Here is a 14,110-nt window from a genome sequence, read left to right on the forward strand (position 1 = left end):
AAATGGGAGTAGAAAAAATTAAAGCAGCGTTTGAAAATGGAAAGAAAGCATTTATTCCGTACGTAATGGGCGGAGATGGCGGCTTTGAAAAATTAAAAGAAAGAATTCGTTTTCTTGATGAAGCAGGAGCGAGCATCGTTGAAATCGGCATTCCTTTTTCGGATCCAGTCGCAGACGGTCCAACGATTCAAAGAGCAGGGAAACGAGCGCTAGATAGCGGCGTAACAGTAAAAGGTATTTTTCAAGCATTAATAGAGGTAAGGAAAGAAGTGCAAATTCCGTTTGTACTCATGACATATTTAAATCCAGTACTTGCATTCGGAAAAGAGAGATTCATTGAGAACTGTATAGAAGCAGGTGTAGACGGCATCATCGTTCCAGACTTACCGTATGAAGAACAAAATATTATTGCGTCGTTACTTCGAGAGGTAAACATTGCGCTCATTCCACTCGTTACCGTAACGAGTCCTATTGAAAGAATTGAAAAAATTACGAGTGAATCAGAAGGGTTCGTTTATGCTGTTACAGTAGCGGGCGTAACGGGAGTACGTCAAAACTTTAAAGAGGAGATTCATAGTTACTTAGAAAAAGTAAAATCACACGTCAACTTACCAGTAGTCGCTGGATTCGGCATCTCAACAAAAGAACACGTAGAAGAAATGGTTACAATATGCGACGGAGTTGTCGTTGGAAGTAAGGTCATTGAGCTTTTAGAAAATGAAAAGCGAGAAGAAATATGTGAATTAATATATGCAACAAAACAAAAAGAAGAGGCGTAGTCTCTTCTTTTTGTTTTGCGTAATAAATGTTAAAATATACAGAAAATACATATAATTCAGAGGAGGAGAAGGCATGCTAAGACGTAAATTACTATATCTATTTTTAACTGTACCATTATACGCTTGGCTTATTAGCATGACGAAAATAGAGTTAATAGCTCTATTTTTAGGGTATGTATTCATCTTTTCTAACTTAAATCGCATTCAAGAACAGTCTATTTTAGAAATATGTCTATTTTCGATTAGTATAGAATTATTTAGTATCGTTTCGATTGTATTATTAAACGAATTATTTCTACGGATTCATTCATTTACATTAATGAAATTTTGGAATATTATATTGCAAGCAATATGTACTTACATTGTGTTTGTTGTGTTGAAAGAAATAGTCGGAAAGCAGACAGTTTTTCAGGATAATAGAAAATGGGAGTGAATGAAAAGGAGCCGTTTGGTTCCTTTTTTGAATCTGTTGTAAAAACAATTGAAAATTATAGCATCTGTTATATAATAGTTAAAAATTGTATTTTAAAAGAAATGAGATGATAACATGGCCATATTGTTGGCACTTATCCCAATTATGATGATTTTCATTTGTTTATTTTTATTTAAACAAACGTCATTAAGGTCCTCGTTAATTTCTTATGCTGTGTCTGTTGGAATCGTTTTACTCTCGCCAACGTTTCAATTAGGGATAAGTGAAACTGTGCACGCAACGATTAAAGGATGGTTAATTTGTTTTATTGTCGGGTACGTTTTATTTTTCGGTATTTTTTTATTTCACCTCATGAACAAAATGGGGTACATCGATCAAGTAGCACGTTTTCTAGAAGCAGTTACTCAGGATCGCTTATTACAAATGCTGCTTATGTGTTTTGGCATTTGCCCGCTTATTGAATCAGTAAGTGGATTCGGTATCGGCTTCATGGTTGCAGCACCTATTTTTCTTTCACTAGGATATAAACCATTTCAAGCTGTACTGCTCTCATTCATCGGCTTACTAGCTAGTTCATGGGGCGCAATGGCAACTGGTACGATTATCGGTTCGCAGCTAATAAATATGCCTCTTACAACACTTGGTACAAATACAGCGCTATTAAGTATTCCGATGTTTGCTTACTTTGTTATTCTTTCTTTACACGTTGTTGGCGGCTGGCAAGCGGTTATAGAAAAGTGGAAAGAAGGAGTAGGATTCTTTCTATTATTTTCTCTCGGAATCTATCTTTCTAATGCGTACGTAAGTGTTGAACTAGCCGGGATATTAAGTTCTATCGTTACGATTACATTTGGCTTTCTTATCATTAAATTAAAAGGAAAAAGTGGGCAAAATCTTATAACAGAACATGCGGCGGCAACGGAAAGAGAAATATCCATTATAAAAATTATTAGCCCTTATATATTTCTAACAGTTTGTATTTTACTCTCCCGCCTCGTTCCAGCATTACATGATTTGTTTAGATCATATGCGGTTCTTGATTTGAAATCATACTCTTACAAACTAGAGTTACTATATTCACCAGGATTTTGGCTCGGTATGACTTGCTTATTTACTATTATTTTCTTCCGCATCCCGTCTAATATTATGAAACAATCACTCTCACAAACGATAAAACAATGGATTCCTTTTGCGATTACGACGACAATGTTTATCGCCATTTCAGAACTAATGGGTGCATCAGGCATGCATTCATTACTCGCAAAGACAGCTGGTGACACATTTGGAACGTTTTTCGTTTTCGTTGCTCCGTTTATTGGCGCTATTGGTGGATTTTTAACAGGTAGTAACGCAGGATCAAATGCAATGTTTATAAAACTACAAATGCAAACTGCACAAAACGTAGCACTCCCGTGGCAATATGTCACAACACTTCAAAACACCGCATCATCAGTAGCGACAATCGCTTGTCCATCACGGATTACATTAGGTGCTTACTTATGTAATATCCCTTACCGTGAAAATGAACTATTAAAGAAGACGACGTTAATGATCTTTGGTGCGGTTTTACTTGTAGTGGTAGAGGTTATTGTTTGGTATATGTTGAGAAATTAAAAATCCTCCTAACATAGGAGGATTTTTTTTATGAATGGATAATGATTTAAATATGAATAGCTGCTACTAAATGAATAGGAGATGAAATGTATGCCCCTAAAAAACTACGGTGTGTTAAAAGGTACAGTTATACAATCAAAGATTGGAAAAGGGAAAACACCTCATTATCAAGTTCATTTACAGGGCGAGACAGGAGTAGATTATCGTATTGCAATTAACGTAAAATCGCAAAGTTATCCGTCAGAAGTTTTATATTTTGCGAGTAACAATATTAGGTCAGAGGCGATTCATATTTTACCGACATTACCATTCGGTTTTACAGAAATAAAAAACAATGAACCGAAAGTAGCTTTAGATTATGTAAGAGGAAATCTATTTGACTCAAATCAAATGATTCCTTTGCCTCCCGAAAAAGCAGGAGCAGATAATGATTTAAATGAAAAAATAGAACGTTATATAAAACGAGCAATAGAAGAAAAAGCAATTATTTACGCGTTTGGTGAAAGATGGGGACCAGAAGAAAATACACCAGATTCCTATTTTCATTTCAAACCAGGAAACGGTATACATGATATTCATATGAATCAAGGGAATGTAGAAAAATGGCAAGGTGATGATGGCATATGGCAAGACGGAGGAATACTCATTCACTTTGAAAAGGAAGAAGAATGGATTGGTATCTTTCTTGCATTCCAATCACAGTCATGGTGTACCGATGAAGAAGGGCATGCTCGTGTGCCTGTTGAGCATTGTGATTATAAGGGGAATAATTAATAAGAAGAGGGCGTTCAAAACGAACGCCCTCCTCTTATTTTATAAAACCCAAAACTTACAAGTGTAGAAATACAAGAGAAAAGCAGTGCTACACTAGAAAACGCAATGAGATACATATTATATTTCATCACTTTGCTAATTAGTTGGTTACTATCGTATTGGAACAGTCCCGCTATGATGTTGAATAAAAATAAAACGATAAACATGACGATAACTCCGTCTATTGATCCTTTAATGTCTGGTTTACTTAAAGCGATATGTGCGGAAATGCAAATGGCGATAAATAAAAATAACCAAAAGGAAGGATTCAATAAATTACCGATTGTAAATAAGCTTTTCAATAATACAAACGTCGACAAGAGCATGTTTTGGATCATTTCTATATTAATAGAAGTAGAAGCAATCGTTTTTTCGAGAGTTGTATTAAATAAAAAATATGATTCTGGTACGAAATAGCGCATTAAAAGGATTAGTGCAGTAATACCAGAAATAATAGGCCCAATGCCGATGAAGAAATTCCCAATCCGTTGATACACACTTTTTTGATTGTATTGATGTTGTACGTAGCCTAAAGCCCCTTGACTTGTATCTGTCGGGAAGAACTGCGTTGCTACAATCTTATGACGGAACAGCACGCACATAATGGCATGTCCAAGTTCGTGAATCGGAACACCAATCCAAGCCGTTAATAGGAATCCTTTTCTTCCGAAAGCTCTCGACCAATACATGCGTGTGAGAGATTCTAAATAGCCTAATAGAAATCCAATTACAATGATAACGCCAATTAAAGATAATAATTGGATTACGCTTGTAAGGAGTATTTGAAAAATTGAGTTTACCAATTCCATTGCCAGTCATCCAATCTGTTAAAAATATTATTTATTCTGTTTCATAATAGCATTTTTTTTCAAGATTACTAGCACATATATTTTCTTTCGGAAGAAGGATTTCAGAATCTTTTTCTTGTAGTCATGTTTTATGTCCAAAGTCATATATTGAACTTGTAACACCCTATATGGTATATGCTTAAGGAGGGATAAGAGAATGAAATGTCCGTCATGTCATACAGAAAATGCAGCGGAGGCAAAGTTTTGCGGGAATTGTGGACATTCGTTAACGGAAGAAGTAGTGGCAAGTAGTGGCCAAGAAGAAGGGCCGGAACAAGCACGTGCGGCACAAGCAAAGGAAGCTCGGCCAAATGAAACGGTAGAGCAAGCGAAACGGTTTGCGAGCGGCTATTTTCAATTTTTTAAACATGCATTACAAGCACCGACAGCGATTATGAAAAGCGGCGCTATTGAAGTGCGAAATGGAATTGTAAGTCTTGTTCTTATTTGTTTTTTAGGAGCATGTATTTTTTATAGAATGATGAGTGCAGCATCAGCAGTTACGAGAACATTTGCACCAGATATATCTACTCCCACGTTTTTTGGAGAATCTATAACGGTCTTTTTCTTTTTATTAATTTTAACTTTATTTGTCGGATTTATTATTTTTGTAAGTGGCAAGATGATGAAATCATCTTTTTCGTTTCTTGAAGTATTTGGTATATGGGGAACGATAGCGACGCCGGCTATTGTCATATTAGTCCTTTCTTTTCTTTTTAGTTTCTTATTAATCTTTTTCTTACCTATATTATTATCCGTAGCTGCAACTTATATAGGGATTAGTATAACTGTAGCCGTATTAAAGCTAGACAATGGCGGATTAGATCTCGTTTACACACTTATTATTGCAAATGTTTTAATTGGAATTGCAACGTTCATTGTACTTTGGTCTTACATTAGCACGATAATTCAAGCCTTAACACAGGGAATAACTGGCTTCTAATGAAAAGGTGGTTGACTGAATGAATGTATGTACAAAGTGCGGAGTTCAGTTTGAAGATGGTTTGCAATTTTGTCAAAACTGCGGGTCGAAGAGGAGACGTTCTGTAGTAAAGAAGAACATGAGCGGTGGTGCAAAAGTTGGCATTACACTGTTAGCGCTATTTGTTATAGCAATTATTGGATTGTATTTGTACGGATCGTCGTATTATACGCAGGTGGCACAAGTAGACCGAATAATTACGATTTTACAAGAGAGGGACGGAGAGAAATTAGCTGAGATCGTTACGGCAGATGATCCATCGGTTATGATAACGAGAGAGAGTGTAACGCCTCTATTTTCATATATAAAAGAAAATCCATCTTACGTGAATGAATTAAAACAATATTTGAGACAAGGTGAAAAACAACGGGACGGAATAGAAAAAGCTGATTTTTCATTAACGAAAGACGGAAAGTATTTCTTTATATTTGATCGATATAAATTGAAAGCAAAGACGTACTATACAACTTTGCTTACAAATGAAAAAGACGTATCGTTAAAAATGAACGGAAAAGAAATTGATAAGACAGATGACAAAAAGTTTGAGAAGCAATATGGGCCATTTCTTCCGGGAAATCAAGTGTTTCAATCAGAGTATAAAAATGACTACGTAAAATTATCTCGTGAGGAAAAGGTTGTACTTATGAAACAAAGCCAAAATAACGTAACGATAGATTTAACGTTGCAAGGTCAATATATTACAGTTCAAACGAACGCGCCTGGTGCAACATTGTATGTAAATCAAAAACCGGTTACAGCGCTGGCAGGAGAAGAAATTACATGGGGGCCTGTAGCGACTGATGGAAGTGCGACGGTTTATTTAGAACGAAATGGAGAAAGTGGACGAGAAACGACAAAAGTAGAGACGGTAACGGCACTTTCGTCTTATAATCTTCCATTTCAAAAGAAAAGTACAGAAAAACCAGTTGTTTATAATGTTACTCCAACGCCCGCGACTGGGTATGTATATAATGGTTTCATCTTTCCTGATAGTGATATTCGAAAATTAACGAGCGCAGATTTAACATATTTATCGAAAGAGCAGTTGAAAATTGCTAGAAATGAAATATATGCAAGGCATGGACATATTTTTCAAACGAAAGATATGCAAGCATATTTTGCAAAACAGCCTTGGTATAGAGAAAATCCTTATTTTACAGGAAAGTTAACAGATATCGAAACTTATAATATTGAACTAATCAAATCAAGAGAATAGAGCGCTTGAAAAAGGTACAGTGTATATTGCTGTACCTTTTCTATCGTTATTTGGCTGGAGCAGGTTCCCTAGAGAAAAAGATATGAAAGAGAAATGTGACTTTACTTGCCCCTCCTGATGTACTGGCTTGCACATCAGATAAAGAACTAGACGTTAAAGCAGCTTCAGAATGTGGAGGGACGATTATTTTAAGAGCATCTTTTGATTCTGATGATATAGTAACCGTTATTGTATCATCAGAAACATTTACAATTTTAACAGTACCGACTGGAAAGATGGCCTTGCGAGCGTGTGATGCAGAAGCGAAGCGGGTAGCTTTCCAAATAGTTTGAGAGAAAGTGTCATTGTCTGATAACCAAGCGCGAGCACTGTATAATGTTGCATTAATGGTAAATTCTTGTTCAAGCGGGAGGGCGGCTTTCGGTTCTTTCGGTTCCTCTGGAAACTGAGCGAGAAGACCAGCGCACATGTATGTTTCACCTACTTTCAATAGTTACTGTTATAGCATATTAAACATGTTGTTTATAAGACACGACAGTTACCTATTCATACATAAGTTTGTGCACCAAATTTGAAGATGAAATTCTCTTTCTTTACAATGGAAGTAGGTGTTATTTCTATAAAATATGGAAAACGTAAAGAGTATGTAAAAAAGAAGGAGTGGTAAAGTGAACTATGTCATTATTGGCGGAGATGCAGCTGGTATGAGTGCAGCGATGCAAATTGTTAGAAACGATGAAAATGCAAATGTTGTAACTTTAGAAAAAGGTGAGATTTATTCGTATGCTCAGTGTGGATTACCGTATGTCATTAGTGGTGCTATCGCTTCAACTGAAAAGTTAATCGCGCGCAACGTGAAGACGTTTCGTGAGAAATATGGAATTGATGCGAAAGTGCGTCATGAAGTAACGAAAGTAGATACGGAAAAGAAAATGGTGTACGCAGAGCATACAAAGACGAAAGATGTCTTTGAATTTTCGTACGATCGATTATTAATTGCGACCGGGGTATGTCCTGTTATGCCGGAATGGGAAGGACGGGAATTACAAGGCGTTCATCTTTTAAAAACAATTCCGGATGCTGAGCGTATATTAAAAACGCTAGAAACGAATAAAGTTGAAGATGTAACGATTATTGGCGGTGGTGCAATCGGACTAGAGATGGCAGAAACATTCGTCGAACTTGGTAAGAAAGTAAGAATGATTGAGCGAAATGATCATATCGGTACGATTTATGATGCAGATATGGCTGAATATATACATAAAGAAGCAGATAAACACAATATTGAAATTTTAACGAATGAAAATGTAAAAGCATTTAAAGGAAATGAACGAGTAGAAGCAATCGAAACGGATAAAGGTACGTATAAAGCAGATCTTGTTTTAGTGTCGGTTGGAGTGAAGCCGAATACTGATTTTCTTGAAGGGACAAATATACGTAAGAATCATAAAGGAGCAATCGAAGTAAATGCATATATGCAAACGAATGTGCAAGACGTATATGCAGCCGGTGATTGCGCAACACATTACCACGTTATAAAGGAAATTCATGATCATATCCCGCTCGGAACGACAGCCAATAAGCAAGGGCGACTTGCTGGACTGAATATGCTTGATAAACGAAGAGCTTTTAAAGGTACGTTAGGCACAGGCATTATTAAATTTATGGATTTGACACTCGCAAGAACAGGCTTAAATGAAAAAGAAGCGAAAGGGCTACACATTCCGTATAAAACGGTCAAAGTAGATTCTACAAATATGGCGGGCTATTATCCAAATGCAAAACCACTTTACTTGAAATTACTATATCGCTCCGATACGAAACAATTATTGGGCGGGCAAGTAATTGGAGAAGAAGGCGTAGATAAACGTATTGATGTGATTGCGATGGCGCTTTTCAATAAAATGAGCATTCATGATTTAGAAGACGTCGACTTAAGTTACGCACCACCATATAACAGCGTTTGGGATCCAATTCAGCAAGCGGCAAGGAGAGCAGAATAGCACTTTTTAAAGTGCTATTTTTTTACAATGAGGGAGTAAATAAAGTTTCACTTTATTTTGAATATACCGTTCCCCCTTGAAAACATAGTACGTATCGCTTATATTTTCATATAGTATTTATTTTTTAAACGAAGCAATGAACGAACCAGGGGGCGCAGTATGGCAATTAACATGAAAACAATTGAAGAATGGATTGCTGAATCAAATGCAAGACATGAAGAAGACTTTGGACACGTTGTGGAAGAAATGAAAGAAGTATGTGTCGGACTTGATAACGCGACATTAATTTATACGAAAAATGTATTTTGTTTCGGTAAAAAAGTAGAAGTCTTTTTCTTCTTTCAAGACCATGTCGTGATTGGACAAGAAAAAGACGAATATGTTGAGATTGAAAAATTAAAGTATGATGCCATTACAAATAGTAACTTAAAAACAAATGACAAAAATACTACGTTAGAATTAAAGTTTGCTAACGGACAATCTATTAATTTAGATAGTTTAAATGATAACTACGGTACGAAAAATTGGTTATTTGCTAGACAAATTAAGAGTATTTTTAAGTTAATCTAGTAGTAAAAGGCAGACATTTGTGAACTGACCCCATAAAGTTAGACAGGTCGTTTCATTAGGCTGCCTTTTAGTTTTGCCTTAATTTTTTGGTGATTATAATAATCGATATATTTTTCAAATTCTTGTTTAAAATGTTCTATGCTTTCAAAATCTTTTAGATAAAGAAATTCAGATTTCATAATACCAAAGAAACTTTCAATAATCGCATTATCGTAACAGTTCTCTTTACGAGACATACTTTGCGTAATCTTGCGTTCTTTTAGGGCGTGACGATACTTCTTCATTTGATAATGCCAGCCTTGATCAGAGTGAATAAGGAGTGCGTCTTCTTTTACCAATTGTTGAAAAGACTTCTCCAACATCTTCGATACAAGTGAATAGGTTGGTCTTGAATCAATTGTATAAGCGATTATCTCTCCATTCAATAGATCTAACATCGATGATAAGTAGAGCCTCTCGCCACATAATTTAAATTCTGTTATGTCTGTAACCCATTTTTCGTTCGGTTTTTCCGCTTTAAAATTACGCTCTAAAATATTTGGCGCTATCTTACCTACTTGTCCTTTATACGAGCGATATTTTTTCATACGAACTAGACTCTTTAAACCTAACTCTTTCATAATTCGTTGAACTTTTTTATGGTTGGTTTTGTGTCCTTGGTTCATTAACTCATCGCGAATACGGCGATATCCATAACGACCTTGGTGTTCATCGTAAATATTTTGAATTAAGATCTTTAGCTCTCCATCTTTATCTGGCCGATTAGAATTCTGTATCCAGTAGTAATATGTACTTCGTGGGAGTTCTGCTAATTTTAAAAGTGCCTTCACCGGAAATGCTTTCCTTAGTTCATAGATTACTTGCGCCTTATCTTGTTTGGTGATTTTACCTTGTTTTGAACTAAGGCATTCAACTTTTTAAATAAGCATTCTCCATACGCAAACGCTCTAATTCAGCTTGTAATGCTTCTACTGACTCTTCTGTTTGTATTTGTTTCTTTAATTGATTTTTGATTGTCCTTAGTCATAGATTGACGCCCCTTTTTCGAATATATAATTTAGTACGAGTTTATACTGTGCAGAATATGTTGTATAGCCTTTTTCAAAGGCCCGGATTCCATGATATTCAAATTGTTTTATCCACATGCGAACCACTTCGTGATTCGCTCCCAATAATTTCGCAATATCTTTTATACTCTCACTTCCATCTTGATAATGTATTACTGCATTCATTTTGTCTTCTGAAGTAAATTTAGTCATAACAAACTGCACCCCATTGTAGGGTCTGCCTTTTTTAGTAGGTGTTATAAATGGAAATGATGAGTAAATTTCTTATGATGGAGAAATCGTAAATGAAATCATATCAATGAAAATTTTTATATATATCAACTTTTGGGAAAAGGATATATATTTTCTGACAAATAACGACGAAAATAAAGTGCTCCAATAACAATCTGAGAAAAAGCAGATTATGGTAGGCATTGCTATTAAGTGAAGAAAATTATTGCCCTAAAAAATAAGCTAAATTTATATAAATAGCTGTGGAGAGATGAAAATTTCGTTTTGGATTACTTCAGGATATTAATTTAACGTATAATACTTATATATAGAATTTATATAAAAAATGAACTCCAGATACGTGTTTTATGATGAATCTTTTCCTAAATTTAGTGTTAAAAAATTTTCCTTTTTGTAACTGAAACATTGAATGTGGTAATTCTAATACTAGGAATAGTTCTTTTACAGCCAATTCAATTTTTTATGTCAAACATTTAGTGTTTAACTCTTTTTGTTTTTTAGTTGGTTTTTCTGAAAAAAATAATTTGCTATTCGTATATGCTTTTGAATCGAGTCCTGTTCCGCTTCGATCATGTTTTTACTGTTCTCATAAAAGTATTATATTCTCTCGTATTTATGGTGAAGGTAAATTTGATTCATGAAATACCAGTTAAGTTAGCTTTTAATCGGACCTGCAAATTTTTAATAATAAAATTATGTATCTAAAGAATAAAAAAGAAGAAAATTGGATATTTATGTGCACATTATTAAATGATATTTTAAAAAAACAATGAAATTATTATAATATAATTTGTAATTAAAGTATTATAAGGATATTAATATATAATTTGACATTTTTTTACTTGTTATGTTATAAGTATATTAGAATTTATATATTTTATTTGATATGTAGTTTATGAGATGAAAATTTTGTATTAAGGGGGCATAATGTTTGAATCTCTTGATGAATAAGGAATTAATTGTTTACAAAGAAAACAATGAAATTGTTTTATTAAATATGATTAGGAATAATTTTTATACTTTAGATTATGTTGGATCAATTATATGGAATAAAATAGAAGAATTATCAAACCTAGAAAAGGTAATTAATGCTGTTTCTGAAGAATTTGATGAAGAAGAAGATGTAATTAAGGATGAAATATTAGAGTTTGTCCTTAATTTACAGAACATTGATGCTATTGAGATTAATGGTAGTATTTAATTAGATTTTATGTGTTAGCTGGCATTTTAATTGATTTAGTGGGAAGTGATTGAAATGAAGTGGTTTTTAATTTCTGTTTCATTTGAGAAGGTGGATGTTGCAGATTATAATATTCAAAAAGAAATTTTTGATGAATTTAAAAAAGTAGTAAATGAAATTCATGTGAAAGTTGATAATTACCAATTTAGTTTTGCAAGTAATGAAAGGAATTTAGTCAATGAGTTTAATTTTGAGGATGTATTAATAGTAGGTGACATTGCATTACATAATAAAGAAGAAATAATAAAAAAATACAATTTGGATAAAAGACTAGATACAAATATAGAAAATGAAAAATTACTTGTTTACTTATATAAAAAAAATGGAATCAAATTTGTTGAAGATATGGTAGGAGATTTTGCATTTATATTATATGATCAAAAGAAGCAAAAATTTTATGCTATAAGAGATCAAATGGGAGTAAGAACTTTATTTTGGATAAAATATAACAATTGTTATATTTTTGCAAGTGACATTTTTTTATTAAAAAAATTTTTTAATCTTAATGATATAAATTTTAATTACTTTAAGGAGTTTCATGAAAGAAATGGGATAGTAGATACTGAAATAACTCCTTATAACAATGTATATAGGGTACCAAGTGGTAGCTACATAATTTCAACAAAGGACACATTTAATCTACATAAATATTGGGATTTATCTTGTATTTCAGAAACTATAGTTCACAAAGAAGAATCAGACTATTGGGAAGAGTTTTCGCAATTACTTTTTAAATCGGTAGAGGATAGATTAATTAAAGGTATGGGGAACTCTATAATGCTCAGTGGAGGAATGGATTCTACGTCGATATATGCTATCGGTAAAAATTTAGAAAAAATAGATAATTCTTTCCATGTAGAGGGAGTCAGTGCAGTTTTTGATGAATTAAAAGAATGTGATGAAAGGGAGTATATTTATGATTTGATAAATAAGTATCATGCTAAAGAGATATTTTTGAATTGTGATAATATATTGTTGTTTGAAAATTTCCCGGACAATGTACCTTTTTCTTATGAACCAAACGTAAATTCTATATCTTTTAATTTTACATATAACACTGTAAAAAAAGCAGTAGATAATGGATTATCCAATGTATTTAGTGGGTATGCTGGAGATCATCTTTTAACAGGTTCTTTGTATACAGCACGAGATTTTTTTTGAAAAGGACAATTCGTAAAAGCATTATCCTATGTAACGAATTATTCTATAGTTAATAACACATCTGCCTTTGAAAATTTCATTCAATATATATTATTGCCTAATATTCTTAAAGAACATAACGTAGTTAAAAGTACTACCTATTATAAAGAAATAGGAAAAAAATTGAAAAATATTAAACATTTTCACCAAAAAGAGTTGTACTATCAGATGTCTAATGCGAAGTCGCACTTATATACAGATAGAGTAATAGGAGCAATAGCTGGTGCGGATATAAATCATCCTTTTTTGGATAGAAGAATAGTGGAATATGTTTATAAAATCCCTGGTGAACTTAGATTTTCAGAAGAGAATACAAAGCATATTTTAAGAAAATCTATGGAAAAACATTTGACATCAAGTATAGTTAATAGGTTTGATAAGACAACTCATCTGGCTTACATATATAAAAGTATGAGACAGAATTGGGATAGTATATTTAAAGTAATGGAAAATCCCTTGGTTGTTGAGAAACTTAATCTTATTTCCTCAGATTTGTGGAAGGAGGAAATGAAAAAATGGAGAAATGGTAATCAAAATAGAGATGACTTTTGGCCGTTATTTGCAATTGAATTGTGGCTAATAAAATATTATAGAAAATTAAATGACATAAGGAATAATTAAGAAATATAGTTAATTAATAAATAACGTAATATTTTTATAAAATAATATTAATTTCTAATCATTAAAGATTTAATATCTGGGATTGGTGTAAAACTATTGCGTTATTTATTGAAAAAATTAGGAGGAGTTCTTATGATGAAAAAATTTGTTAAACCATCTATTGTAGATTGTGGGAAAAGTGAAAGTGTAATTAAAGGTAAATCTGGTTTTGGTGGTGAAGGTATTACGTGGGATAAAGTGGGTAGCCGTATGACAAATAAATTCCAGTCGACTCATATTGAAACCGGAGTTTTGAAGACTACGAAATAAAAAATATGTAATAACGTCAAGAAAATACTAATTTCTTAATAGTCAATAAATAAGTAAATAAATAACGCGATATTTGTTATATTCGAGAAAATAATGAAAATTATAGATAATTCACTGATGGGGAATCTTATAGTCTATTGAATGTATCATTTAGATAGGGGGTTTTAATTAGAATTGTTACTCT

The 14,110-nt window shown here is 33.3% G+C and carries 14 protein-coding genes and 1 pseudogene; 12 read left to right on the forward strand and 3 right to left on the reverse strand.

Going from position 1 to position 14,110, the window contains the following annotated elements; translation table 11 throughout:
* Positions 1–2: 2 nt before the first annotated feature.
* The 4 genes from trpA to NST90_RS06200 all read left to right on the forward strand — a co-directional run bounded on the left by trpA (position 3) and on the right by NST90_RS06200 (position 3,600).
* On the forward strand, positions 3–779 hold the full coding sequence (trpA, locus tag NST90_RS06185) for a tryptophan synthase subunit alpha (protein WP_000537816.1): 777 nt from the start codon (positions 3–5) through the stop codon (positions 777–779).
* 73 nt (positions 780–852) lie between these two features.
* Positions 853–1,212, forward strand: coding sequence for a DUF4029 domain-containing protein (locus tag NST90_RS06190; RefSeq protein ID WP_283748233.1), 360 nt, complete (start codon positions 853–855; stop codon positions 1,210–1,212).
* Positions 1,213–1,326: 114 nt separating this feature from the next.
* Complete coding sequence (locus NST90_RS06195; RefSeq protein WP_000996258.1) at positions 1,327–2,826, forward strand: L-lactate permease; 1,500 nt, start codon at positions 1,327–1,329, stop codon at positions 2,824–2,826.
* A 90-nt stretch (positions 2,827–2,916) separates the two neighbouring features.
* The gene (locus NST90_RS06200) at positions 2,917–3,600 is read left to right on the forward strand and encodes a YukJ family protein (protein ID WP_025709876.1); all 684 of its coding nucleotides are present in this window, start codon (positions 2,917–2,919) and stop codon (positions 3,598–3,600) included.
* Between the two features lie 14 nt (positions 3,601–3,614).
* Here NST90_RS06200 and NST90_RS06205 read toward each other — a convergent pair whose 3' ends face one another.
* A complete protein-coding gene (locus tag NST90_RS06205; RefSeq protein ID WP_025709877.1) occupies positions 3,615–4,448 on the reverse strand; it encodes a hypothetical protein in 834 nt (277 codons plus the stop codon).
* Positions 4,449–4,644: 196 nt separating this feature from the next.
* Here NST90_RS06205 and NST90_RS06210 point away from each other — a divergent pair, with 196 nt between their 5' ends.
* Together NST90_RS06210 and NST90_RS06215 are read left to right on the forward strand one after the other, a co-directional pair.
* Positions 4,645–5,430 carry a zinc ribbon domain-containing protein gene (locus NST90_RS06210; RefSeq protein WP_000650087.1) on the forward strand — a complete coding sequence of 262 codons (786 nt, stop codon included), beginning with the start codon at positions 4,645–4,647 and terminating at the stop codon, positions 5,428–5,430.
* Between the two features lie 19 nt (positions 5,431–5,449).
* Positions 5,450–6,685, forward strand: coding sequence for a YARHG domain-containing protein (locus NST90_RS06215; RefSeq protein WP_283748232.1), 1,236 nt, complete (start codon positions 5,450–5,452; stop codon positions 6,683–6,685).
* Positions 6,686–6,731: 46 nt separating this feature from the next.
* Here the strand turns inward: NST90_RS06215 and NST90_RS06220 are convergent, their stop codons facing one another.
* Positions 6,732–7,154 (reverse strand): hypothetical protein, encoded by a 423-nt coding sequence (locus NST90_RS06220; RefSeq protein WP_000332393.1) that lies wholly within the window; start codon positions 7,152–7,154, stop codon positions 6,732–6,734.
* A gap of 199 nt (positions 7,155–7,353) precedes the next feature.
* On the opposite strand from NST90_RS06220, the gene NST90_RS06225 reads away from it, so the two are divergent.
* Together NST90_RS06225 and NST90_RS06230 are read left to right on the forward strand one after the other, a co-directional pair.
* The gene (locus tag NST90_RS06225; RefSeq protein ID WP_283748231.1) at positions 7,354–8,688 is read left to right on the forward strand and encodes a CoA-disulfide reductase; all 1,335 of its coding nucleotides are present in this window, start codon (positions 7,354–7,356) and stop codon (positions 8,686–8,688) included.
* 159 nt (positions 8,689–8,847) lie between these two features.
* On the forward strand, positions 8,848–9,258 hold the full coding sequence (locus tag NST90_RS06230) for a DUF3908 family protein (RefSeq protein ID WP_000996782.1): 411 nt from the start codon (positions 8,848–8,850) through the stop codon (positions 9,256–9,258).
* Positions 9,259–9,296: 38 nt separating this feature from the next.
* Here the strand turns inward: NST90_RS06230 and NST90_RS06235 are convergent.
* Positions 9,297–10,517, reverse strand: a pseudogene (locus NST90_RS06235) (IS3 family transposase).
* A gap of 970 nt (positions 10,518–11,487) precedes the next feature.
* Between NST90_RS06235 and NST90_RS06240 the strand changes: the two are divergent.
* The 4 genes from NST90_RS06240 (at position 11,488) to NST90_RS06255 (ending at position 13,926) form a co-directional block, all read left to right on the forward strand.
* Positions 11,488–11,757, forward strand: a complete 270-nt coding sequence (locus NST90_RS06240) for a PqqD family protein (protein WP_283748230.1) — start codon at positions 11,488–11,490, stop codon at positions 11,755–11,757.
* 54 nt (positions 11,758–11,811) lie between these two features.
* Complete coding sequence (locus NST90_RS06245; RefSeq protein ID WP_283748229.1) at positions 11,812–12,957, forward strand: asparagine synthase-related protein; 1,146 nt, start codon at positions 11,812–11,814, stop codon at positions 12,955–12,957.
* A 162-nt stretch (positions 12,958–13,119) separates the two neighbouring features.
* Complete coding sequence (locus NST90_RS06250; protein ID WP_283748228.1) at positions 13,120–13,617, forward strand: asparagine synthase-related protein; 498 nt, start codon at positions 13,120–13,122, stop codon at positions 13,615–13,617.
* 132 nt (positions 13,618–13,749) lie between these two features.
* Positions 13,750–13,926 (forward strand): hypothetical protein, encoded by a 177-nt coding sequence (locus NST90_RS06255; protein ID WP_187294091.1) that lies wholly within the window; start codon positions 13,750–13,752, stop codon positions 13,924–13,926.
* Positions 13,927–14,110: the final 184 nt, after the last annotated feature.

Origin of the sequence: Bacillus sp. FSL E2-8900 (genome assembly GCF_037966225.1) — a bacterium.
Taxonomy (GTDB): Bacteria; Bacillota; Bacilli; order Bacillales; family Bacillaceae_G; genus Bacillus_A; species Bacillus_A cereus.